The organism is Deinococcus grandis (assembly GCF_001485435.1).
GTDB lineage: Bacteria > Deinococcota > Deinococci > Deinococcales > Deinococcaceae > Deinococcus > Deinococcus grandis.
The window spans coordinates 3,092,313-3,114,271 of the sequence record NZ_BCMS01000001.1 but is presented as its reverse complement, the minus strand read 5'-3'; the positions used below and the strand labels follow the sequence as shown (position 1 = coordinate 3,114,271).

Genomic DNA, 21,959 nt, shown 5'->3' with positions numbered 1-21,959 from the left:
GGCCTATGACCGCGATCATTCCCGACCTGATCCGTAAGAAACGCGACGGCCTAGAGCACACCCGCGAGGAACTCGAGACCCTGGTGCTGGGGTACACGCGCGGCGACGTGCCCGATTACCAGATGAGCGCGTGGCTGATGGCCGTGTTCCTGCGCGGCATGGCCGAACAGGAAACCGCCGACCTGACCATGGTCATGGCCGAGAGCGGCGACCTGATGAACCTCGGCGACCTGCCGCGCACCGTGGACAAGCACTCCACGGGCGGCGTGGGCGACAAGACCAGCCTGATCCTGACGCCCATGCTGGCCGCGCTGGGCCAGACCGTCGCCAAGATGAGCGGGCGCGGCCTGGCGCACACCGGCGGCACCATCGACAAACTGGAGAGCATCCCCGGCTGGACGAGCGAGCTGGAGGAAGAGCAGTTCCTGACCCAGGCGCGCGAGATCGGCCTCGCGCTGGTCGGCCAGAGCAAGGACCTCGCCCCGGCGGACGGGAAGCTGTACGCGCTGCGGGACGTGACCGCCACCGTGGACTGCCTGCCGCTGATCGCCAGCAGCATCATGAGCAAGAAGCTCGCGTCCGGCGCGCACACCGTCGTGCTGGACGTCAAGGTCGGCGCCGGAGCGTTCATGCGTACCCTGGACGCCGGGCGCGGCCTGGCCCGCGCGATGGTGGACATCGGCAACCGTGCCGGGCGGCAGGTGCGCGCCGTGCTGACCGACATGGACACCCCGCTGGGCCACATGGCCGGGAACAGCCTGGAGGTTCTGGAGGCTCTGGCGACCCTGCGCGGCGAGGGTCCGGGCGACCTGACCGAACTGTGCGTGGCGCTGGCCGTGGAGGCGCTGGCCGCCCAGGGCGAGGACGAGGTGGCCGCCGGGGCCCGCGCGCGCGCCACCCTGACGGACGGCAGCGCCCTGGCGAAGTTCCGCGCGTTCATCGAGGCGCAGGGCGGCGACGCCACCTACGTGGACGACGTGAGCAAGTTCGACGTGGCCCCCGGCCGCGCCGACGTGACCGCCCCCGAATCCGGCTTCGTGGCGGGCATCGACGCCCTGAGCGTGGGGCGCGCGGTGCTCGTGCTGGGTGGCGGCCGCGAACGCAAGGGCGAGGCCATCGACCACGGCGTCGGCGTGGAACTCCTGCGCAAACCCGGCGAGGCCGTCGGGGCGGGCGAACCCGTCCTGCGCATCTACCACCGTGACGCGCGTGGCCTGGGCGCCGCCATGCGCCTCCTCACCGAGGGCCTGACCATCAGCGCCCAGGCCCCCGCGCCGGAACCGCTGATCCTCGACCGCGTGTTCTGACGGGTCGATAGTTGAAAGTCGATGGTTGATGGAAGGGACACTCCCTCTATCAACCATCGACTTTCGACCATCACCGCCCCTTAGCGCCTGCCGTAGCCGCTCCCGCCGGGGTTCGTTTCGGGGGTGCTGGTGGTGCGGGAGTCCCCGGTGCCGCCGCCCCGGCCGAAGTCGTTGCGACCGGACGCGTAGCCGCCCTGCGCGGGGGTGACGGTCGCGCCGAAGCCCTGCACGGGCGCCTGACCGTACCCGGCGGGCATGCTGGCCGCGCCGCCCGCCGTGGCGATGCTGGGGTCGTTGGCCAGTCGGGCGAATTCCTTGCTGTCCACGGCGCGTTCGACGCCGGTGTCGAAGGAGATCACGCGGCGGCGGTACAGGTTCGCCAGGAAGGCGTCCATGGTGACCATGCCCTCGCGGGCGCCGGTCTGCATGACGCTGGTGATCTGGTACGTCTTGCCCTCGCGGATCAGGGCGCGCACGGCGGGGTTGGCGATCAGCAGTTCGTACGCCAGGATGCGGCCCTGCCCGTCCAGGCGCGGCAGCAGCTGCTGCGTCATGACCGCCACGAGGTTGTTGGCGAGCTGCACGCGGATCTGTTCCTGCTGCTCCTCGGGGAACACGTCCACGATACGGTCGATGGATTCCGGGGCGCTGTTCGTGTGCAGGGTGCCCATCACGAGGTGCCCGGTCTCGGCGGCGGTCACGGCGGCCTTGATGGTCTCGTAGTCGCGCATTTCGCCCACGAGGATCACGTCGGGCGCCTGACGCAGCACGGCGCGCAGCGCGTCGTTGAAGCTCATGGTGTCCGCGCCGACCTCACGCTGGTTGATGATCGACTGCTTGTGCGTGTGCATGAACTCGATGGGATCCTCGATGGTCATGATGTGCAGCCGCTTGGTGGTGTTGATGTGGTCGATCATCGCCGCGAGCGTCGTGGACTTGCCCGATCCGGTCGGGCCGGTCACGAGCACCAGGCCGCGCGGCGAGTTGGCGATCTCGATGACGTTCGCCGGGAGGCCCATCTCCTGCGCGCTCTTGATCTTCGTGGGAATCAGTCGCAGCACGCCGCCCACGTTGCCGCGCTGCATGAACGCGTTCACGCGGAAGCGGGCCTTCTCGCCCAGCGCGAACGAGAAGTCCAGTTCGCGGCGTTCCTCGAAGGTGCGCTGCTGCTTCTCGTTCATCATGGAGTACATCAGTTTGCGGGTGTCGGTCGGGGCGAGTTCCGCGAAGCCCTGCGAGTCGTACACGCCCTGCAACTTGAACTGCGGGGACAGCCCGACGGTGATGATCACGTCGGAGGCGCCCTTGTCGGCGGCGAAACGCAGGATGTCGGTGATGTCGGCGGCAGGCTGGGTCATAGGGGTCACCTCGCGGGTGGAAAGGGGCGAAGGGGGCGCTTCGGGGTTACTTGCTGGTGACGGCCAGGACCTCTTCGAGGGTCGTGACGCCCTTGAGGGCCTTCTCGATGCCGTCCTGACGGAGGGTCTTCATGCCGCTCTGGGTCATGGCGACCTCGGTGATCTCGGTGGCGTTCTTGCCCGAACCGATCGCGACGCGCAGCGGTTCGTCGATGACCATCAGTTCGTGGATGCCCATGCGGCCCTTGTAGCCGGTGCCGCCGCAGCGGTTGCAGCCCGCGCCGCGCATGAGCTGCGCGCCGCGCAGGTCGCGTTCGGTGATCCCCAGTCGGCGCAGGACGTCCGGGTCGGCGTTCGTGGGGGCCTTGCAGTCCGGGCAGACCTTGCGCACCAGGCGCTGCGCGACCACGCCCACGACGGCCGCGCCGATGTTGAAGTGCTCGACGCCCATCTCCTCCAGACGCACGATGGCGCCCGGCGCGTCGTTCGTGTGCAGCGTCGCCAGCACGAGGTGACCGGTCAGGGCGGCCTCCACGGCGATCTTGGCGGTCTCAGTGTCGCGGATCTCGCCCACGAAGATGATGTCCGGGTCCTGGCGCAGGAAGGCGCGCAGCGCGCGGGCGAAGGTCATGCCCGCCGCGTTGTTCACCTGCGACTGGATGATGCCCGGAATCTCGTACTCGACCGGGTCCTCGATGGTGGTGGTGTTCTTCTCCGGCACCGCGATGCGCTTGAGGGTCGAGAACGACGTGAACGATTTCCCCGAGCCGGTCGGGCCGGTCACCAGGAAGATGCCGTTGGGTTTGTGGATGGTGTCCAGGTAGCGCTGGTAGTTGTGCTCGGAAAAGCCCAGCTGCTCGACTTCCGGGATGTTGCTGGCCTTCTGCAGCAGACGCATCACGGCCTTCTCGCCGTACACGGTGGGCAGCGTGGACAGTCGCAGGTCCAGGTCGATGCTGCCCTTCTTGAAGCGCACGCGGCCGTCCTGCGGCACGCGCCGCTCGCTGATGTCGAGGTGCCCCATGATCTTGATGCGCGCCAGGATGCTCTGCGAGCTGCCCTTGGGCAGTTCGTTCTGCTCGCGCAGGATGCCGTCCACGCGGTACCGGACCTTCAGGGCCGTCTCGGTCGGCTCGATGTGGATGTCGCTGGCCTCCTGCAGCGCCGCCTCGCGGATGATGTTGTCCACGACGCGCACCACGGCGTTGTCGTCCAGCCCGGCCGTGAGGTCCTCGGCGTCCTGGCGTTTGCCTGCCGTCTCGCGGTCCTTGCTCTCCTTGGCGAGCTGCTGGTTCAGGTTCGCCATGTCCTGACTGCCGAAGTACCGCTCGATCAGGCGGGTGATGTCCTTTTCCGCCATGACCGCCGGGACGATGTCGCGCCCGGTGATCAGCTTCAGGTCGTCCAGCGCGAACACGTTGCGCGGGTCCTTCATCGCCACGACCAGCGACTCGCCCTGCAAGCGGACCGGGACCACGCCGTAGCGGCGGGCGGTCGTCTCGGGGATCATCAGCGCGACCTTGTTGTCCGGCGGGTTCTGGACGGGATCCAGGAACTCGTACCCGAGCTGCGCGGCCAGCGAGCGCGCCAGCATCTCCGGGCTGAGCTTCCCGGACTGCACCAGCGTGTCCTCCAGGCGCCCGCCCCCGGCGTTCTGTTTCTGCAGGGCGTTGTCGATCTCGTCGGCCGCGGCGAAGCCCAGGTCGACGATCACCTCGCCCAGCGGCTTGACGCGGCCCTCGCGGGCCTGCACCTGCAGCGCCTCGCGCAGCTGCTCGCGCGACAGGGTGCCCTGCTGCACCATCTGCTCGCCCAGCCGCCCGCGCTGCGGGTAGAACCGCTCGATCAGGGTCTCGATGTCGCGCGGTTTGGCCAGTACCAGCTGCACGGGCCGCCCGACGAGCGCCTCGATGTCCTCGCGTTTGCGCGGGTCGCTGGCGACCACGGTCACGCCGTGATCGGTCTCGTCGACCGGCACGGCGGTCAGGCGCAGCGCGTCGGCGCGCAGCATGCTGCCCAGCACGTCCTCGCTGGGCTGGAAGTCGCGCGGGTTGCGCAGGAACACCGCGCCGACCTGCTCGGCCAGCACCTCGTACAGCTGGTCCTCGCTGATGATCCGCTGCGCGATCAGGGTGCTGCCCAGCGGCTCGCCGGTCTGCTGCTGCGCGTCGAGCGCCACCTGCAGCTGCGCGTCGCTGATCAGGCCGCGGCTGATCAGGCGCTGGCCCAGCATCCCGCCCGCCGGTCCGCCCTCGGCCTCGGCGGGCGCCTCGACTGTCAGGTGCAGTTCCGGGTAGAACGACGCGATCGCCCACATGATCTGGTCACGCAGCGCCTGGTACACCTCGATGCTCAGGCCGCTGTCGTCCTCCAGCGCCTCGATGGCCATGCTCGACAGCGGGTCCACGATCGCCACGCGCAGCGTCTGGCCGTCCAGCGCGAACGGGAACGCCTGGTACTGCATGGCCGTCTGCGCGCGCACCGCCTGCAGCGCGGCCGCCTCGGGCGTGACGACGAGCAGGTTCACGAGCGGAATGCCGAGCGCTTCCTCGATGGCGCGCGCGATGCGTTTCTCGCCGACCATGCCGGAGTCGATCAGGATCTCCGCGAGACGCCCGCCGACCTCCGCGTGGCGGACCAGGGCTTTTTGCAGGTCCGTGTCGTTCACGTACCCCTGTTCGAGCAGGATGGCGCCCAGGCGCCGGTCACCGATGGAAAGAGCCATAACGTTTCAGTCTCCTTGCGTGAGGGAAATGGGGAGGACGGTCTGGACAGGCCATCAGTGGTGCCAGTCGTGCCCGTAGCGTTTCAGGACCGCGCGTTCCAGCCTGCGGGCCACGCGCGTATGAGGAAGGGCGTTGGTGACCAGAGGTCGGACCAGAATAGTGTGCATGCCGCTCAGGTTGCCGCCCAGCACGTCCGTGAACAGCTGGTCGCCCACCATGCCCACCTGCGCGGGCGGCAGCTTCAGGGCGCGCAGGGCCTTACGGAACGCCCGGGGGTTGGGCTTCCCGGCCAGCCCGACGCCCTGGAAGTCCAGTTTGTCCAGCCAGAACGCGGCCCGCTGCCCGGTCGCGTTGCTCAGGAGGTACAGGCCCACCCCGGCGAGTTTCAGGTCCCGCACCCACGCCAGGGTCTGCGCCACGCCCGCCGGGTCGTAACTGCCGTACGGCACCAGGGTGTTGTCGAGGTCCAGCAGCAGCCCGTGCAGGCCCCGGTCCGCCAGGAATTCCGGCGTGATGTGCGTGACGTGGTCGATCACGTCCGCCGGGCGCAGCAGGCTGCGGGAGGGGGCGGGGCGGCTCACGCGGCGCTCCCGGCGCGGCCGATCACGGCCCACATGCGCCCCGTCACCCCGGCGTCGCGCCGGAACGAGTAGAAGTCGCCTTCCGTGGAGCAGCGTCCACTGACCCACACCTGCGCGCCGGGCACGCCCGCGTCCAGCAGCGCGGCGCGGTTCGCCCCGGCGAGATCCAGGTGCGGGCCGTCCGCGCCGGGCTGCACGAACGCGCCCAGCCCGGCCCCCGCGAAGGCGTCCGCGACGCCCTGACCCACCGGGTACGCGGCGGCGCAGATGCCCGGCCCGACCGCCGCGCGGATCCGCTCCGGGCGGGCGCCCAGCGCCGTCATGGCCTCCACGGTGCGCGCGCCGATGCGGCCCAGCGTGCCCTTCCACCCGGCGTGCGCGGCGCCCAGCACGCCCGCCTGGGGGTCCTCCAGCAGCAGCGGGTAGCAGTCGGCGGTGCCGATCGCCAGCAGCACGCCCGCCTGCCCGGTGACCAGCGCGTCCCCGGTCCAGTGGCCGCCGCCGGTCACGGTCACCACGTCGGTCCCGTGCACCTGCGTCAGGCGCGCCACCTGCGCGGGCGTGAAGCCCAGCGCCCCGGTCAGCTGCGCGCGGTTCCCCGCGACCGCCGCCGGGTCGTCCTCACGGTCGTCCAGGTTCAGCCCGGCGTAGGGGCCGACCGAAACGCCACCCCGCCGCGTGGTGAACGCGTGCGGCGCGCTCAGGTGCGGCGCGTGAAGCAACATCAGCCCAGTATCGCGTGTCATCTCTCACCGGATTCTGACGCTTTTTGCACACCCCGCACCGTGAAGTGCCGCGCGCGGTCCGATTTTTTGCACCCGCATCAGCGCCGTCGGGCGCGGGGTTGCTAGAGTCCCCCGCATGACGGTGCAGATTGACCTGAGTGACAAGACCGCCCTGGTGATGGGCGTCGCGAACGCCCGCAGCCTCGGCTGGGCCATCGCCGAGCAGCTTCTCTCGGCCGGGTGCCGCGTGGGCTTCTCCTACCAGGGCGAGCGCCTCAAGAGCGAACTCGACAAGCTCCTGACCGGGAAGGAAGGCGTGTGGGCCCAGCAGGCCGACGCGACCAGCGAGGAGGACCTGACCGCGCTGTTCGCCCGCGTGAAGGAGGAGTTCGGGCAGCTGGACTACCTGATCCACTCCATCGCGTTCGCGCCCCGCACCGCCATGGACGGCCGTTTCCTCGACACGACCGAGGCCGACTGGAACACCGCCCTGAACGTCAGCGCGTACACCCTGGTCTCCACCGCCCGCCACGCCGAACCGCTGCTGCGCCCCGGCGCCAGCATCGTCAGCCTCACGTACCACGCCTCGCAGAAGGTCGTGCCCAAGTACAACGTCATGGGCGTCGCCAAGGCCGCGCTGGAGGCCACCACCCGCTACCTCGCCAGCGAGATGGGCGCCGCCGGTGTGCGCGTGAACACCATCAGCGCCGGCCCCATGCGGACCATCGCCGCGCGCAGCATCCCCGGCTTCGGCAGCATGTTCGAGAAGGCCGCCGAGGCTGCCCCGCTGGGCCGCAACGCCACCCCCGAGGAAGTCGGCAAGCTGGCCCTGTTCCTGCTGAGCGACCTGGGCAGCGGCGTGACCGGACAGACCGTGTACGTGGACGCGGGCTCCAGCATCATGGCCATGAAGATCGAACAGCCGAGCTGAGCGCTGCCCCCTGAGGGCCGACCTTCCGGTGTGGAGGTCGGCCCTCAGTCCGTTGTGTCCTGTTCCCGCTGGCGGTACGTTTCGCCCCAGGCGAGCATGGCGCGCACGATGGGTTCTAGCGTCTGCCCCAGCGGGGTCAGCGAGTACTCCACTTTCGGGGGGACCTGCGGGTAGACCTCGCGGTGCACGAGGCCGTCCGCTTCGAGTTCGCGCAGTTGCAGGGTCAGGATGCGCTGCGTGACGCCCGGCATGCGCCGCTGGAGGTCCGAGAAGCGGCGCGGCCCGCCGAGCAGGTGGTACACCGCGACGGCCTTCCACTTCCCGCCGATCACGGACACGGTGGTCGTGACGGCGCAGGTGGGGGGCGGCTCGGTGGGGGCGAGGTGCGGGGCGGGGGCGGTCATGCGGCCAGGATAGGTCTTCACGGTTCCCAGAATGTGCGTACCTACCTTTGCTGTACGTACTTGGCAATGCGTGGGTACCCTGGCACACTGGGGGCACCGCAGGGGGGAGCCGCCCGCCTGCCCCAACCTCCCAGTTCAGACCGGCGGGCGCCCTGGCGTGCCCGCCGCAGGAGCACCCATGCCCACTGCCATCCCCCAGACCATGACCGTGATCGAACTCGCGCAGCCCGGCGGGCCCGAGGTGCTGCGCCCCGCCACCCGCCCCGTCCCCACGCCCGGCCTGGGTGAGGTGCTCGTGCGCGTGCGCGCCGTGAGCATCAACCCGGTGGACACCAAGGTGCGCCGGAACGGTCCGCTGCCCACGCTGCCCGCCGTGCTGGGCTGGGACGTGTCCGGCGAGGTGGTGGCCGTGGGCCCCTTCGTGGTGGAGTTCGCCGTGGGCGACGAGGTGTTCGGCATGCTGGCCTTCCCCGAGCAGCCCGGTGCGTACGCCGAGTACGTCCTGGCCCGCGCCGGGGACATCACCATCAAGCCTGCCGCGCTGAGCCACGCGGACGCCGCCGCCATGACCCTGGCCGCCCTGACCGCCGAGCAGGCGCTGGACCGCATGGACCTGCGCGCCGGGCAGCGGATCCTGATCCACGCCGGGGCCGGGGGGGTCGGGCACTACGCGGTGCAGCTGGCCCGCGCGCGCGGCGCGCACGTGATCGCCACCGCGTCCGCGCCCAACGTGGACTTCGTGCGGTCCCTGGGCGCCGACGAGGTCATCGACTACCGCGCCCGGCCCTTCGAGGAGCAGGTGCAGGGCCTGGACGCCGTGCTGGACACCGTGGGCGGCGACACCGCCACGCGCTCGCTGGAGGTCCTGCGGCCCGGCGGGTGGCTGGTGTGCATCGCCGCGCAGCCCGACGCGGCGCGGGCGCAGGCGCTGGGCGTGCACGCGGCGCGCATCCTCGTGTACCCGTCGCGCGCGGGGCTGAACACCCTGGTGAAGCTGGTGACGGCCGGGGCGCTGCGCTCGCACGTGAGCCGCACCTTCCCGCTCGCGCAGGTCGCCGACGCCCACCGCGCGCAGGAGACCGGGCGCACGGTCGGCAAACTGGTCCTGACCGTCCCCTGAGCCTGCGGGCGTGCCGGACGGGGCAGACCGTCAGCGGTCGTGCCGTCCCGGCGGGCGTGGGGCCGCTATCCTGGGCGGCATGACCCTTTCCGCGCACGCCCTGCTGCTCCTGAACGCGCAGCGTCACGATCTGGACGACCGGCCCGACGAGCGGTCGGTGGCGCGCGACTGGGCGCACCACGTCGCCCAGGCCCGCGCGCAGGGCTGGGTGGTGGCGTTCGTGCAGTGGGACGCCCCGCACGGCGCGAACTGGGACACCTTCTCGAAGGAGTGGACGCTGCACCCGGACTTCCGCGCCGAGCAGGGCGACGTGCTGGTCCGCGCGGAGATGCCCGACGCGTTCGAGGGTAGCGAACTGGCCGCGCAGCTGCACGCCCGCGCCGTGCAGAGCCTGCACCTGCTGGCCCTGAGCGGCACGCCCGCGCTGGACGCCACGCTGGCTTCGGCGCAGGGGCAGGGCTTCCGCGTGGAGTCGCTGGAGGTGCCCGCGTGAACCTCGACTACACGCTGGACGTGCTGGTGCGGCTGCTCGCCACGCCCAGCCCCACGGGGTTCACGGACGCGGCGGTCACGCTGCTGGAGCAGGAATTACAGGCGCTGGGCGTCGCGGCGCAGCGGACCCGCAAGGGCGCCCTGACCTGGGAGGTCGCCGGGACCGGCGAGGGGCACGTGACGTTCAGCGGGCACGTGGACACGCTGGGCGCGATGGTCAAGGGCGTGAAGGACAGCGGGCGGCTGCGGCTGTGGCCGCTGGGCGGGTACGACTGGGCGACCGTGGAGGGCGAGGACGTCCTCGTGCACACCCAGGCGGGCCGTACCCTGACCGGGACGGTCGTGAACGTCCGCCAGAGCACCCACGTGCACGGCGCGGCCCTGCGCGAACTGAAACGCGACGCGGCCGTCATGGAGGTCCGCCTGGACGAGGCGGTGTTCAGCGCCCGGGACGTGCGCGCGCTGGGCGTGCAGGAGGGGGACTTCGTGAGTTTCGACGCGCGCCCCCGCGTGACCGCGAGCGGGTACGTGAAGGCCCGCCACCTCGACAACAAGGCGGCGGTCGCGGTGTTCCTGGCCGTCACGCGTGAACTGCTCGCCGCGCCCGCGCCCGTCACGGCGGCCTTCCACGTCACCACCTACGAGGAGGTCGGGCACGGCGCCGCCACCGGCATTCCCGCCCATACCGACGCGCTGATCGCCGTGGACATGGCGGCCGTCGGGGAGGGGCAGACGAGCAGCGAACACTGCGTGTCGCTGTGCGTGGCGGACGGCGGGGGGCCGTACGACCACGCGCTCGGTAACCGCCTGCGCGCCGCCGCCCGCTCGGCGGGCCTGGACCTGCGGGTGGACATCTACCCCTACTACGCCTCGGACGGCACCGCCGCGTGGCGCGCGGGCGGGGACTACCCGGTCGCGCTGATCGGGCCGGGCGTGGACGCCAGCCACGCCTACGAGCGCACGCACACGGACGCGCTGCGCGCCACGGGCGAACTGATGCTCGCCTACTTGCGCCAGTAAGGCGCGTGCTGGGAGCGGGTCCGGGCGCAGTCGGCCCGGGCCCGCCGATCGTCAGGGCGTCGGCGGGACGTGGTCGAGCGTCTCGGCCCCCAACGCTCCCTCGGGCCGGGGCAGGTCGTTCTCGCGCAGCAGGTACGCGGTGACGTCCAGCACCTCCTGGGCGCTCAGGGTGCCCCGGCGGTCGTCCGGCATGGTGTCGCGGATCAGGTCGTGCAGCGCGCGGGGCGGCAGCGTGCGGTACAGCGCGCGGAAGTCTTCGCCACCCAGTCCGGGGGCGCTGACGCCCTCCAGACGGTCGCCGTGGCAGATTGCGCAGGCCAGGAAGTAGGTGGTCTCGCCACGCTGAAGCTGCGCGGCCTGCGCGGACGTGGGGACGGCAGGCGGCGTGGCGGGGGTGGGGGTCCCGGTCGCCACGGCACTCAGGGAGGCCAGGAGGGGCAGCAGGAGCAGGGCAGGGGCGCGGCGCACGCCGGGCACTCTAGCGGCGTGCGGGCCGGGGGTGGATGAACCGGGTACAGTGGGGGGGAAGGATGTATACAATCCGGGCTCGTCCCTGTAGGCTGGACGGGTGCTCTCTCTTCAGAAGGCGGCCAACATCCTGGGCGCATTCAGCGCCGAACAGCCCGAATGGGGCGTCCGTGCGCTCGCCGCGCACCTGGGAGTTCCCCGGGCCACCGCCCACGCCTACCTCGCCGGACTGACCGAGGCCGGATTCCTGCGCCGCACCCCCGCAGGCAAATACCGCCTCTCCTGGCACATCGCCGAGATGGGCGCCCAGCTCACCTCCTCGCTGCCGTGGTTCCAGGAAGCCCGCTCACTCATCACCCGCCTCGCGCTGGAAGTCCGCGCCGTGGCGTTCCTGTGCATCCTCGAAGGGGACGAGGTCGTCGCCGCCATCCGCGAACGCCACCCCGACGCCGACATCGACCTGCCGCTGGACATCTACCTGCCCGCCACCGCCACCGCCAGCGGCAAGATCCTCTACGCCCACGCCGACATGACCCCCCGCACCTTCGCCGCCTGCACGCCCAGCTCCATCACCAGCCTGGACGAGTGGCGCACCGAGGTCGCCAAGGTCAAACGCCTCGGGTACGCCTACTCCATCGAGGAATGGGTGCCCGGCCAGTGCACCCTGGGCGTGCCCTACCACGCGCTGCACACCGCGCACGGCGACACCGACACCGTCGTGGCCGCCATCGGCGTGCAGATGAGCGCCCAGCGCTACCTGCGCGAGGAACGCCACATCCGCGAACGCGTCGTGCAGATCGTCCGCGAGGCCGAAGCCCTCCCGTAACCCACCCCCGACCCAACGCGCCGCCCGGGAGTCAGTGCCGGGCGGCGCGCTGCGCTGTTCAAGGATGCCAGCCGCTTCACCGACCGACCCGGACCCGGTTCTCACCTGATCGCCCTGCCGCGCAGCTGTGCGGAGTCCGTCTCATACGGATTCCGTTTGTTTCGCTGACAATCCGGAACTTCACCGGATTGCCAGCTCCACGTCCGGAACCCGCTTTGCTCCTTCTCGCATCCGCTCGGGTTGAAAGATTTTGCAAACCTTTCAACCGGAGTCCGGATCACTCCTCGTACAGTTCGCCCGTGCGGGGCACCAGCGTCCAGTCCGTCACCCCCCAGCCCTGCGCGCCGCGCGCGAGGTTCACGATCATCGTGAAGCGCTCGCCGTTCACGTACTCGCTGTCCGTCCTCGCGTCCGTGAAGCCCACCGTGGTCGTCATGACCGCCTGCGCCCGCGTGGGCGTGTCCGTCAACAGCCGCACGGAGCTGAACGTGAAGTTCCCCAGCCGCTCCAGCTCGAACGCCTCCTGGCCCTTCCAGTCCGCCAACCACGGCTGCGCGCGGGTCACGGCCGCCTGCACGCGCCGCCGCACCTCGGCCTGCTGCTCGGGCGTGCGCCTCACGTCCCGGAACTGCGCCGCCACGTGCCCCGCCACGCCACTCAGGTCCCCCAGCAGGCGCGCCGTGACGCCCAGCGCGTCGTCCTTCAGTTCCGTCATCCCGCCCGCCGACAGGCGCACCGGCAGGTAGCGGACGCTGCCGCTGCGCGCGTCCCGCAGCAGCGCGTCATCGCGGCCCGACGCGCGGCGCACCGTCACCTGGGGCCACACCGGCACGACCGGCTCCCCGTACCCGTCACGGGTCACGGGCACCGACAGCAGCACGGGCCCGGCCACCACCTCCGACCCCTGCGCGCGGTACAGGCGCAGCGTCGCCGCGTCCGTGCCGATCACCTGCCCCAGGTACGCCCGCGTGCCCGGCGTGAGGAACGCCCCGCCGATCCCACCCCGCCGCGCCTCCGGGTTCACCCCGGCCCGCGTGGGCCAGTCCCACATCCCGACATCCGACACGTCCTGCTGGATGTCCGGCCCGTAGTTCGCCAGCCACGCCGCGAACGGCGCCTCCAGGCCGCGCGCCCACCCGTCCGCCGCATCCGCCCCGCGCGTCAGCACCCGCGTCGCGTACTCCACCAGCACCCCACCGCTGAACCGCTCGTCCTCCGGCGCCGTCAGCGCGTACGCCTCCATGAACCCCGCAAAGGCCCGCGTGTTCTCCACGAACCGCGCGCCGCCCGGCGTGGGCAGCAGCGAGTACACCACCGGCAGCGGCGCACTCTCCGCGAAACTCATGCCGTACCCGTACGCGAAGCGCCAGTCCGACCCGACCAGTTCCAGCGGCCCGCGCCCGTCGAGCTGCCGCGCCTCCAGCGTGTCGCTGTGCGCGCTGAACGCCGTCAGGAGCTTGCGGGGCGGCGAGGTCAGCGAGTACAGGTGATGCGTGAAGCAGCAGTGCGCGCCGCCCGAGAAGCCCGCCAGCAGCACCTCCGGCACGCCGTCCCCCGTCACGTCCCGGCACCAGTCCACACTGACCATCGTGTCCTCGACGGTCGCGTACGTCACGCCCGCCCGCGACAGGGTCACGCGGTCCGGCGGGTCCTCGAAGCCGTTTTCCACGGTCTTCACGGTGTACGCCCCACAGGTGCTCAGGGTCGTCTTGGTGGCCTGGGCCGCCTGCGCGCGGGCAGGGGCGAGGAGCAGGGCGGGCAGGGACAGGAGCAGCAGGGCGCGATTCATGGACACCTCCGGAGAAAGAGAACGCTACGCCCTCATCTTCACCCGTCTGGACGGGGAAGGCCAGCCCTGCTGTCGTGCGGGGTGCGGGCGGTGTACACTCGCCGCACAGTCACCAGGGGTGCCGACCGTCAAGAGCGTCGGCTGAGAGAACACCGTGTTCAACCCTAGGAACCTGATCTGGTTCATACCAGCGGAGGGAGCGTGACGGGTGCCGAAACAGTTGTCGTGTTTCGCCCCCCTCCGACGCGTGAGGGGGGCGTTTTTCTATTGGCAAGCCACTGACCTGACCCGACCTGACGGGCTGCCCCGCTGACGGCAGCCCCCACATCCGGACGCCCGCAGGGGTGCCCGGCGGCCCCGTCCTGTTCCCATTTCTCTGGAGTGCCCATGACCACCCTGACCCCACCCCCGACCGACCCCATGACCGAAGCCCTGACGATCCTCGACCCGGAGTTGACCGCGCCGTTCCCGAACAGCGAGAAGGTGTACCTGACCGGCACGCTGCATGCGGGCGTGCGGGTGCCTGCGCGGCGCATCCGGCAGTCGCCGACGCTGGAACGCGTGGGGGACCTGACCCGCACCGTGCCGAACCCGGCCCTGCTCGTGCCGGACACGAGCGGGCCGTACACGGACGCCCGCCTGAGCGTGGACCTGCGCGCCGGGCTGGGGCACGCGCGGCCCTGGCTGGCCGGGGACGCCCGGCTGGACCTGGCGCGGGAGCGTCACCACCCGGCGCTGGACGTCAGTGGACCGCTGCCGTTCCCGCGCGTGCCCCGGCCCCGCCGCGCCCGCCCCGGCGCGGGGATCACACAGCTGCAGGCGGCGCGCCGTGGCGAGATCACCCCGGAGATGGAATTCGTCGCCCTGCGCGAGGCGCTGCGGCAGGACCCGGACTTCGACCTGACGCACCAGCACCCCGGTCAGGCCTTCGGGGCCGCCATCCCGCGCGAGATCACGCCGGAATTCGTCCGGTCGGAGGTCGCGCGGGGCCGCGCGGTGATCCCCGCGAACATCAACCACCCGGAACTCGAACCCACCGTGATCGGGCGGAATTTCCGCGTGAAGATCAACGCGAACCTCGGCACCAGCATCGTGACCAGCTCCATCGAGGAGGAGGTCGGAAAGATGATCTGGGCGACCCGCTGGGGGGCGGACACGGTCATGGACCTCTCCACGGGTCGACACATCCACCCCACCCGCGAGTGGATCGTGCGGAACAGCGCCGTCCCGGTGGGCACCGTGCCGATCTATCAGGCGCTGGAGAAGGTGGGTGGCGTCGCCGAGGACCTGACCTGGGACGTGTACCGCGACACGCTGATCGAGCAGGCCGAGCAGGGCGTGGACTACATGACCGTCCACGCGGGCGCGCGGCTGGCGCACCTGCCGCTCACCGCGCGGCGGCGCACCGGGATCGTGTCGCGCGGCGGGAGCATCCTCGCCAAGTGGTGCCTCGCGCACCACAGGGAGAACTTCCTGCATACGCACTTCGCGGACATCTGCGAGATCCTCGCCGCGTACGACATCACCTTCAGTCTCGGGGACGGCCTGCGGCCCGGCAGCGTCGAGGACGCGAACGACGCCGCGCAGTTCGCGGAACTCGACACGCTGGGCGAACTCACGCGCGTCGCGTGGGACCACGGCGTGCAGACCATGATCGAGGGCCCCGGCCACGTCCCCATGCAGCTCATCCGCGAGAACATGACCCGGCAGCTCGACGTGTGCCAGGAGGCGCCGTTCTACACGCTGGGGCCACTCACGACCGACATCGCGCCCGGGTACGACCACATCACGTCCGCGATCGGCGCGGCGCAGATCGCGTGGTACGGCACCGCCATGCTCTGCTACGTCACGCCCAAGGAGCACCTGGGCCTCCCGGACCGGCAGGACGTGCGTGACGGCGTGATCGCGTACCGCATCGCCGCGCACGCCGCGGACCTCGCCAAGGGCCACCCCGGCGCGCAGGCCCGCGACAACGCCCTGAGTAAGGCGCGGTTCGAGTTCCGCTGGGAGGACCAGTTCAACCTGTCCCTGGACCCCCTGAAGGCCCGCGCGCTGCACGACGAGACGCTGCCCGCCGACGCGGCGAAGACCGCGCACTTCTGCTCCATGTGCGGCCCGCACTTCTGCTCCATGAAACTCAGCCACGACCTGCGCGCCCCCGACGTCCTGGCCGGACTGGAGGAGAAAGCCCGCGAATTCCGCGCGCTGGGCGGCGAGGTGTACGTGCCCCGCCAGGAACACGGGCCGGAGGGAGAGGCGTGAAGCTCGGGCGCCTGTACCTGGTGGCCACGCCCCGCGCCGGGCAGCCGGAACCCGAGTTCCTGGCGCGCCTTGACGCTGCGCTGGACGGCGGCGTGGACACGCTGCAACTGCGCTGCAAGGACTGGGAGGCCACCCCCTACATCGCGCTGGGCGAGCGGGTGGCGGCGCTGGCCCGCGCGCGCGGCGTACCCTTCTTCATCAACGACCGCGTGGACGTCGCCGTCGCGTGCGGCGCGGACGGCGTGCACCTGGGGCAGGGAGACCTGCCGCCCGCCTGGGCGCGGAAGCTCGCGCCGGGGCTGCTCCTGGGCCGCAGCACGCACGCCCCCGCGCAGGCGCACGCCGCGCTGGCCGACGCCCCCGCGTACATCGCCGCCGGGCCGGTCCACGCCACGCCCACCAAACCGGGCCGCGCGCCCGCCGGATTGGCCTACGTGCGCGCCGTGGCCGCGCTGAAGCCCCCGCTGCCCTGGTACGCCATCGGTGGGATCGACACCTCGAACGTCCACGAGGTGCTGGCGGCCGGGGCGACCCGCGTGGCGGTCGTCCGCGCCGTGCTGGACGCCCGCGACCCCGCACAGGCGGCGTCTGACCTGCTGGGGGCGCTGCGGGGGGTACCCGCGTGACCCCCACCCTGACCGTGAACGGCGAGGCGCGGCCCCTCACGCCCGGCCTGACCCTACACGCCCTGCTGCGCGACCTGAACATCGACCCGGCGCGCGTCGCGGTGGGCGTGAACGACGACGTGTACCCCGGCGCGCGGGCGCCGCACCGCACCCTGGAGGCTGGAGATGTCATCGAGATCGTCCGCATTATCGGGGGGGGCTGACATGGCCCCTAATGCCTTCACCCTTGGCGGGAAGACCTTCACCTCGCGCCTGATGACGGGCACGGGCAAGTTCACGGATTTCGGCGTGATGCGCGAGGCGCTGGCCGCGAGCGGGTCGCAGATCGTGACCGTCGCCATCCGCCGCGTGGAGCTGAAGGCGCCGGGGCATGACGGCCTGCTGGACGCCCTGGACTGGGACGCCCTGCAACTCCTGCCGAACACCGCCGGGTGCCGCACCGCCGACGAGGCGCTGCGGGTGGCGCGGCTGGCGCGCGTGGCGACCGGCGTGAACTGGATCAAGCTGGAGGTCATCCCCGACGCCCGCTACCTCCTGCCCGACCCGGTGGGCACGCTCCGCGCCGCCGAGGCGCTGGCGGCGGATGGCTTCACGGTGCTGCCGTACGTGCAGGCGGACGCGGTGCTGGCCCGCGCGCTGGAGGACGCCGGGTGCGCCGCCGTGATGCCCCTGGCGAGCCCGATCGGCTCCGGGCGGGGCCTGCGCAGCCCCGAACTGCTGCGGACCGTGCTGGACGGCGCGCGCGTGCCCATCGTCGTGGACGCGGGCCTGGGCGTTCCGAGCGACGCGGCGCAGGCGCTGGAACTCGGCGCGGACGCCGTGCTGGTGAACACCGCGATCGCTGAGGCGCGCGACCCGGTCGGCATGGCCCACGCCTTCGCGCTGGGCGTGCAGGCGGGCCGCGCGGCGTTCCTGGCGGGGCGCATGCCGGAACGCGCGCACGCCAGCCCCAGCAGCCCCACGGGCGGGGTGGTGCGCCTGCCCGACCCGGAAGTGCCCGTGTGACACGGGAAGCCGTGTCTCTGCCCCTCCCCCTTGAGGGGGGAGGTCGGGAGGGGGTGAGCCCGTGACCCGCGCGCGGGAGGTGATCGTGGTGGGCGGCGGCCTGATCGGGTCGCTGGTGGCGTTCACGCTGCGGGGGGCGGGCGCGGACGTCCTCGTGCTGGACGCGGACCGGCCGGGCGCGGCGTGGCGGGCGGCGGCGGGCCTGCTCACCCCGGACGGCGAGCGGCTGCGCGGCACGCCCCTGCACGCGGAGGCACTGGAGGGGCTGCGGCGCTGGCCCGCGCTGGCGGCGGCGCTGGAACGCTCGGGCGTGCCCGTTCACCTGCGGCCCGGCGTGACCCGCGTGCAGCCGGGCGGTGGGGTGGCCTGCACGCCGGGCGAGGGGAGCCTGCACCCGCCGTCGGTGGTGCGTGCCGCCCGGCAGGGGCTGGAGGTGGTGGCCGCGCACGTCCAGGCCCTCGGGCCGTCGGGCGGCGGGGTGCGGGTGCAGACGGACGCGGGCGACTGGTTCGCCGGGCAGGTGATCCTAGCGGCGGGCGCGTGGAGCGGCGCGTTCGGCGTGGAGGTGGGGGCGCAGCAGGGGCAGGCGCTGCTGCTGCGCGGCGCTCCCGGGGTGGGCGCGCGGTATGGTCCGCCCGCGCGGGGGTTCTCCCGCTACGCGCTGTCCCGCCCGGACGGCCTGTACGTCGGCGCGGCGAGTCGCCGCAGCTGGGCCACCACGCCCGACGCCCACGCGGCCCGCTGGTTGCGCGGCGCGGCCCGGACGCTCGTGCCCGATGCAGATGGGGCGGAGGTCGCCGCGCACCTCGTGGGCCTGCGCCCGATCACGCCGGACGGTCTGCCGCTGGTCGGGCCGCACCCGACCCTGCCCGGTGTGCTGGTCGCGGCGGGGCACGGGCGGCACGGGTCGCTGCTCGCCCCGGCCACGGCGGCGCGCGTGCTGGCGTTGATGAAACAGGGCGTGAGCGCATGACGGTGCCGGTCGCCCTGACCATCGCCGGGTCGGATTCCGGCGGTGGGGCGGGCATCCAGGCGGACCTGAAGACCTTCGAGGCGCACGGCGTGTATGGCACGAGCGTCCTGACGCTGATCACCGCGCAGAACACGCGGGGCGTGCAGGCGGCGCACCCGCTGCCGCCGGAGCTGGTGGCCGCGCAGCTTCGGTCCGTGCTGGACGACTTCCCGGTCGCGGCGGTGAAGACGGGCGCCCTGGGGAATGCCGCCCTGATCCGCGTGGTGGCCGACGCCCTGCGGGGCCGCCATCTGCCGCTGGTCGTCGATCCGGTCATGCTCGCCAAGAGCGGGGACGCCCTGCTGGACGCGAGCGCCCTGCACGCCCTGCGGGACGAGTTGCTGCCGCTGGCGACGCTGGTCACCCCGAACGTGCCCGAGTGGGCGGTCCTGCGCGCGGCGGGCGTGCCGGACACCACGCCGCTGCTCCTGAAGGGCGGGCACGCGCCCGGCGAGACCGTCACCGACGAGCTGCGCGCCCACGGGCACCACCTTGCGCTGAGGGCGGCGCGGCAGCACACGCGGCACACGCACGGCACGGGCTGCACGCTGTCGGCGGCGATCACCGCGAACCTCGCGCGCGGTCTGGCCCTGCCGGACGCCGTGCGGGCGGCGCACGCGTACCTGCAGGCCGCGATCCGCGCCGCGCCGGGCCTGGGGGCGGGGCACGGCCCGCTGGGGCACCGGGCGGCCGGGCTGACCCTGCAACCCACCCCACATCCAACCTAACGCTCGTTAGGTACACTGGGGGCAGTCCCATCAGGAGGTTGCCCCCATGACCCAACCCACCCCCGCCCAGACCGGCCCGAACCCATCAGGAATGGGCCCAGGCGAAACGCCCGAGCAGCACGCGCACTTCGAGGCCCGCATCGCGCGCGGCGAGAAGATCGAGGCCGGCGACTGGATGCCCGCCGAGTACCGCCGCCAACTCATCCGCATGATCAGCCAGCACGCCCACAGCGAAGTCGTCGGCATGCTCCCCGAAGGCGAATGGATCACCCGCGCCCCCAGCCTCAAACGCAAGACCATCCTCATGGCCAAGGTGCAGGACGAGGCCGGGCACGGCCAGTACCTCTACCACGCCGCCGAGACGCTCGGCGCCACCCGAGAGGACATGCTCCAGGCCCTCCTGAGCGGCAAAGCCAAATACAGCAGCATCTTCAACTACCCCACCCACACCTGGGCGGACGTCGGCATGATCGGCTGGCTCGTGGACGGCGCCGCCATCAAGAACCAGACCATGCTCGCCGGCTGCAGCTACGGCCCGTACAGCCGCGCCATGGTCCGCATCTGCTCGGAAGAAACCTTCCACCACAAACAGGGCAAGGAAATGATCGTCGCGTACGCACAGGGCACCCCGCAGCAGCGCGCCATGGCGCAGGACGCCCTGAACCGCTGGTGGTGGCCCGCCATGATGATGCTCGGCCCGCACGACGCCGACAGCCCCAACAGCGGCGTCCTCACGAAATGGGGCATCAAACTCAAGAGCAACGACGAGGTCCGGCAGGAATTCATCAACGAACACGTCCCCGAACTGATGGAAGCGGGCCTGACCATCCCCGACCCCGACCTCCACCAGGACGAACAGGGCAACTGGCGGCACGGCCCCATCCACTGGGACGAATTCTGGGCCGTCATCCGCGGCGAACAGGGCCTCAACAAAGAACGCCTCGGCGCCCGCCAGCACGCCCACGACGACGGCGCCTGGGTCCGCGACGCCCTCCAGGCCTACACCGACCGGCAACGCGCCGTCGCGGCCGACTGAACCCCTCAGTCAGCTTCGCTGACAGCTCCCCTCAAAGGGGAGCCTTTAAGTCCCCTGCCTCCCCTCTAAGGGGAGGTGCCCCCGGAGGGGGCGGACTCGCAGAGCGCGAAGCGAGGGGTCCCCCCCAGCCCAGAAAGGAACCCCACCCATGACCCAACCTCAATCCTCTTCTCCCGATACGCAGTGGCCGCGCTGGGAGGTGTTCAAGCAGGACGCTCCGGGCCGCCCGCATCAGGCGGTGGGGAGCGTGCACGCGGGTGATCCGCCGCATGCGCTCCTCACGGCGCGGAACGTGTTCGTGCGCCGCCCGGCGGCCGTGAGCCTGTGGTGCGTGCGCGAGGACGACATTCTGACCGCCACGCCCGAGGAACTGACCACGAATCCCGCGCTGCTGGACTCGCCCGGCGAGCCCGGGACGTACCACGTGGGCGTGAAACGCACGAACAAACGCAGCATGACGTTCGTGGACCTCAGCGGGATCGTGACCGCCGATGGCCCTGGCGACGCGCTGCGGCAGGCGCAGAGCCTGCACCCCGACGTCCTCGCCTGGATGGTGTTCCCGGAAACGGCAGTCGTCCGCACGGACGAGGACCCCGGCACCGTCGCGAGCTGGTTCGCGCCCGCGAAAGACAAGACGTACAAGCAGCAGCAGCACTACGGCGTGATCGGCCGTCACGTCGGCGAACTGAAACGCGCCGGGCTGATGCCGGGCCGCGCCGCCAGCGAGGAAGGCGCATGACCACCACTCCATCCATCAGCGGGACCGAACTGACCGACCCGCAGACGCAGGCGCTCCTCCTGAAACTCACGGTCCTGGCCGACGACGAGATCATCCTCGCCCACCGGAACGGCGAGTGGACCGGCCACGCCCCCATCCTCGAAGAGGACATCGCGCTGGCGAACATCGCGCAGGACGAACTCGGGCACGCCGGACTGTACCTGAGCCTCGCGCAGACCCTCGGCGGCAGCGACCCCGATCAGGTCGCGTTCTGGCGCGGCCCGGACGACTACCGCAACACCCGCCTCGTGGAACTCCCGAAAGGCGACTGGGCGTTCACGATGGTCCGGCAGTTCCTGTACGACACCGCCGAGGCCCTGTGGCTGGAGGCCGCCACTCGCAGCACCTACGCCCCCCTCGCGGAGATCGCCGCGAAGGCCGTGCGAGAGGAGAAATTCCACGTGCAGCACACCGCGCTGTGGGTGGAACGCCTCGCCCTCGGCACGCCCGAGAGCGAACGCCGCACCCAGGCCGCCCTGACGGAACTCTGGCCGCACGCCGCGCAACTCTTCCAACCCGTCAAGGGCGAAGACGAGCTGACCGCAGCGGGCATCCTCCCCGATCTGACCGCCGTGCACGCCCGCTGGACCGACCTCGTCACCCGGCACCTCGTGGACAAAAGCGGCCTCACCCTCCCCGATGCCCCCACCACCCAGCCCGGCCGAGACACGCACACCGAGCACCTCGCCCCGCTGCTGGAAGAAATGCAGAGCGTCGCCCGGCAACACCCCGACGCCGAGGTCTGGTGAACAGGTTGAAGGTTGA

Annotated in this window: 22 protein-coding genes and 1 riboswitch; of the genes, 15 read left to right on the top strand and 7 right to left on the bottom strand. The window is 71.7% G+C overall.

The window, feature by feature from the left end; genetic code table 11:
• Positions 1-5 precede the first annotated feature (5 nt).
• Complete coding sequence (locus DEIGR_RS14925; RefSeq protein WP_058978350.1) at positions 6-1,307, top strand: thymidine phosphorylase; 1,302 nt, start codon at positions 6-8, stop codon at positions 1,305-1,307.
• 80 nt (positions 1,308-1,387) lie between these two features.
• Here DEIGR_RS14925 and DEIGR_RS14920 read toward each other — a convergent pair whose 3' ends face one another.
• From DEIGR_RS14920 to pgeF, 4 genes are read right to left on the bottom strand one after another with little or no spacing between them, the layout of a single operon-like run.
• Entirely contained in the window at positions 1,388-2,665 is a 1,278-nt protein-coding gene (locus DEIGR_RS14920) for a type IV pilus twitching motility protein PilT (protein ID WP_058978349.1), read from the bottom strand.
• A 46-nt stretch (positions 2,666-2,711) separates the two neighbouring features.
• Entirely contained in the window at positions 2,712-5,390 is a 2,679-nt protein-coding gene (locus tag DEIGR_RS14915; protein ID WP_058978348.1) for a type II/IV secretion system protein, read from the bottom strand.
• Between the two features lie 54 nt (positions 5,391-5,444).
• The gene (locus tag DEIGR_RS14910) at positions 5,445-5,972 is read right to left on the bottom strand and encodes a YqeG family HAD IIIA-type phosphatase (RefSeq protein WP_058978804.1); all 528 of its coding nucleotides are present in this window, start codon (positions 5,970-5,972) and stop codon (positions 5,445-5,447) included.
• A complete protein-coding gene (pgeF, locus tag DEIGR_RS14905) occupies positions 5,969-6,697 on the bottom strand; it encodes a peptidoglycan editing factor PgeF (RefSeq protein ID WP_236704764.1) in 729 nt (242 codons plus the stop codon). The genes DEIGR_RS14910 and pgeF overlap by 4 nt, the downstream gene beginning before the upstream one ends.
• A gap of 136 nt (positions 6,698-6,833) precedes the next feature.
• Here pgeF and DEIGR_RS14900 point away from each other — a divergent pair, with 136 nt between their 5' ends.
• A complete protein-coding gene (locus DEIGR_RS14900) occupies positions 6,834-7,628 on the top strand; it encodes an enoyl-ACP reductase FabI (RefSeq protein WP_058978346.1) in 795 nt (264 codons plus the stop codon).
• 44 nt (positions 7,629-7,672) lie between these two features.
• On the opposite strand, the gene DEIGR_RS14895 is transcribed toward DEIGR_RS14900, so the two are convergent.
• A complete protein-coding gene (locus DEIGR_RS14895; protein ID WP_058978345.1) occupies positions 7,673-8,032 on the bottom strand; it encodes a winged helix-turn-helix transcriptional regulator in 360 nt (119 codons plus the stop codon).
• 178 nt (positions 8,033-8,210) lie between these two features.
• Between DEIGR_RS14895 and DEIGR_RS14890 the strand changes: the two genes are divergently transcribed.
• The 3 genes from DEIGR_RS14890 to DEIGR_RS14880 all read left to right on the top strand — a co-directional run bounded on the left by DEIGR_RS14890 (position 8,211) and on the right by DEIGR_RS14880 (position 10,664).
• On the top strand, positions 8,211-9,152 hold the full coding sequence (locus tag DEIGR_RS14890; protein ID WP_201785757.1) for an NADP-dependent oxidoreductase: 942 nt from the start codon (positions 8,211-8,213) through the stop codon (positions 9,150-9,152).
• Between the two features lie 79 nt (positions 9,153-9,231).
• Complete coding sequence (locus tag DEIGR_RS14885) at positions 9,232-9,645, top strand: isochorismatase family protein (protein WP_058978343.1); 414 nt, start codon at positions 9,232-9,234, stop codon at positions 9,643-9,645.
• A complete protein-coding gene (locus DEIGR_RS14880; RefSeq protein ID WP_058978342.1) occupies positions 9,642-10,664 on the top strand; it encodes a M42 family metallopeptidase in 1,023 nt (340 codons plus the stop codon). Before DEIGR_RS14885 ends, DEIGR_RS14880 begins: the two co-directional genes overlap by 4 nt.
• Before the next feature lie 51 nt (positions 10,665-10,715).
• Here DEIGR_RS14880 and DEIGR_RS14875 read toward each other — a convergent pair whose 3' ends face one another.
• Positions 10,716-11,132 (bottom strand): c-type cytochrome, encoded by a 417-nt coding sequence (locus DEIGR_RS14875; protein ID WP_058978341.1) that lies wholly within the window; start codon positions 11,130-11,132, stop codon positions 10,716-10,718.
• 100 nt (positions 11,133-11,232) lie between these two features.
• Here DEIGR_RS14875 and DEIGR_RS14870 point away from each other — a divergent pair, with 100 nt between their 5' ends.
• Entirely contained in the window at positions 11,233-11,958 is a 726-nt protein-coding gene (locus tag DEIGR_RS14870; protein WP_046843890.1) for an IclR family transcriptional regulator, read from the top strand.
• A gap of 277 nt (positions 11,959-12,235) precedes the next feature.
• Here DEIGR_RS14870 and DEIGR_RS14865 read toward each other — a convergent pair whose 3' ends face one another.
• Positions 12,236-13,747, bottom strand: coding sequence for a hypothetical protein (locus DEIGR_RS14865; protein WP_058978340.1), 1,512 nt, complete (start codon positions 13,745-13,747; stop codon positions 12,236-12,238).
• Positions 13,748-13,851: 104 nt separating this feature from the next.
• A riboswitch (TPP riboswitch) is annotated at positions 13,852-13,964 on the top strand.
• A 203-nt stretch (positions 13,965-14,167) separates the two neighbouring features.
• On the opposite strand from DEIGR_RS14865, the gene thiC reads away from it, so the two are divergent.
• The 9 genes from thiC to paaC all read left to right on the top strand — a co-directional run bounded on the left by thiC (position 14,168) and on the right by paaC (position 21,943).
• The gene (gene thiC, locus DEIGR_RS14860; RefSeq protein WP_058978802.1) at positions 14,168-16,009 is read left to right on the top strand and encodes a phosphomethylpyrimidine synthase ThiC; all 1,842 of its coding nucleotides are present in this window, start codon (positions 14,168-14,170) and stop codon (positions 16,007-16,009) included.
• Positions 16,006-16,635 carry a thiamine phosphate synthase gene (gene thiE / locus DEIGR_RS14855; protein WP_058978339.1) on the top strand — a complete coding sequence of 210 codons (630 nt, stop codon included), beginning with the start codon at positions 16,006-16,008 and terminating at the stop codon, positions 16,633-16,635. The genes thiC and thiE overlap by 4 nt, the downstream gene beginning before the upstream one ends.
• Positions 16,632-16,838: a sulfur carrier protein ThiS gene (gene thiS, locus DEIGR_RS14850; RefSeq protein WP_236704763.1), complete on the top strand. Its 207-nt coding sequence runs from the start codon at positions 16,632-16,634 to the stop codon at positions 16,836-16,838. Before thiE ends, thiS begins: the two co-directional genes overlap by 4 nt.
• A 1-nt stretch (position 16,839) precedes the next feature.
• Positions 16,840-17,640 carry a thiazole synthase gene (locus DEIGR_RS14845; protein ID WP_058978338.1) on the top strand — a complete coding sequence of 267 codons (801 nt, stop codon included), beginning with the start codon at positions 16,840-16,842 and terminating at the stop codon, positions 17,638-17,640.
• Positions 17,641-17,701: 61 nt separating this feature from the next.
• On the top strand, positions 17,702-18,613 hold the full coding sequence (locus tag DEIGR_RS14840) for an NAD(P)/FAD-dependent oxidoreductase (protein ID WP_058978337.1): 912 nt from the start codon (positions 17,702-17,704) through the stop codon (positions 18,611-18,613).
• Entirely contained in the window at positions 18,610-19,380 is a 771-nt protein-coding gene (gene thiD / locus DEIGR_RS14835) for a bifunctional hydroxymethylpyrimidine kinase/phosphomethylpyrimidine kinase (protein WP_083524081.1), read from the top strand. Before DEIGR_RS14840 ends, thiD begins: the two co-directional genes overlap by 4 nt.
• A 46-nt stretch (positions 19,381-19,426) precedes the next feature.
• On the top strand, positions 19,427-20,416 hold the full coding sequence (paaA, locus tag DEIGR_RS14830; protein WP_236704762.1) for a 1,2-phenylacetyl-CoA epoxidase subunit PaaA: 990 nt from the start codon (positions 19,427-19,429) through the stop codon (positions 20,414-20,416).
• 148 nt (positions 20,417-20,564) lie between these two features.
• Positions 20,565-21,155 carry a phenylacetic acid degradation protein gene (locus DEIGR_RS14825; RefSeq protein WP_058978336.1) on the top strand — a complete coding sequence of 197 codons (591 nt, stop codon included), beginning with the start codon at positions 20,565-20,567 and terminating at the stop codon, positions 21,153-21,155.
• Positions 21,152-21,943 (top strand): 1,2-phenylacetyl-CoA epoxidase subunit PaaC, encoded by a 792-nt coding sequence (gene paaC / locus DEIGR_RS14820; RefSeq protein ID WP_058978335.1) that lies wholly within the window; start codon positions 21,152-21,154, stop codon positions 21,941-21,943. The genes DEIGR_RS14825 and paaC overlap by 4 nt, the downstream gene beginning before the upstream one ends.
• Positions 21,944-21,959: the final 16 nt, after the last annotated feature.

What these genes read in the sequence shown, in the direction of transcription:
- pgeF (WP_236704764.1), bottom strand. Translation starts at nt 6,697, where the DNA reads ATGTTGCTTCACGCGCCGCACCTGAGCGCGCCGCACGCGTTCACCACG.
- DEIGR_RS14895 (WP_058978345.1), bottom strand. Translation starts at nt 8,032, where the DNA reads ATGACCGCCCCCGCCCCGCACCTCGCCCCCACCGAGCCGCCCCCCACC.
- DEIGR_RS14920 (WP_058978349.1), bottom strand. Translation starts at nt 2,665, where the DNA reads ATGACCCAGCCTGCCGCCGACATCACCGACATCCTGCGTTTCGCCGCC.
- DEIGR_RS14915 (WP_058978348.1), bottom strand. Translation starts at nt 5,390, where the DNA reads ATGGCTCTTTCCATCGGTGACCGGCGCCTGGGCGCCATCCTGCTCGAA.
- DEIGR_RS14825 (WP_058978336.1), top strand. Translation starts at nt 20,565, where the DNA reads ATGACCCAACCTCAATCCTCTTCTCCCGATACGCAGTGGCCGCGCTGG.
- DEIGR_RS14865 (WP_058978340.1), bottom strand. Translation starts at nt 13,747, where the DNA reads ATGAATCGCGCCCTGCTGCTCCTGTCCCTGCCCGCCCTGCTCCTCGCC.
- thiD (WP_083524081.1), top strand. Translation starts at nt 18,610, where the DNA reads ATGACGGTGCCGGTCGCCCTGACCATCGCCGGGTCGGATTCCGGCGGT.
- paaC (WP_058978335.1), top strand. Translation starts at nt 21,152, where the DNA reads ATGACCACCACTCCATCCATCAGCGGGACCGAACTGACCGACCCGCAG.
- DEIGR_RS14890 (WP_201785757.1), top strand. Translation starts at nt 8,211, where the DNA reads ATGCCCACTGCCATCCCCCAGACCATGACCGTGATCGAACTCGCGCAG.
- DEIGR_RS14885 (WP_058978343.1), top strand. Translation starts at nt 9,232, where the DNA reads ATGACCCTTTCCGCGCACGCCCTGCTGCTCCTGAACGCGCAGCGTCAC.
- DEIGR_RS14925 (WP_058978350.1), top strand. Translation starts at nt 6, where the DNA reads ATGACCGCGATCATTCCCGACCTGATCCGTAAGAAACGCGACGGCCTA.
- DEIGR_RS14845 (WP_058978338.1), top strand. Translation starts at nt 16,840, where the DNA reads ATGGCCCCTAATGCCTTCACCCTTGGCGGGAAGACCTTCACCTCGCGC.
- thiC (WP_058978802.1), top strand. Translation starts at nt 14,168, where the DNA reads ATGACCGAAGCCCTGACGATCCTCGACCCGGAGTTGACCGCGCCGTTC.
- paaA (WP_236704762.1), top strand. Translation starts at nt 19,427, where the DNA reads ATGACCCAACCCACCCCCGCCCAGACCGGCCCGAACCCATCAGGAATG.
- DEIGR_RS14900 (WP_058978346.1), top strand. Translation starts at nt 6,834, where the DNA reads ATGACGGTGCAGATTGACCTGAGTGACAAGACCGCCCTGGTGATGGGC.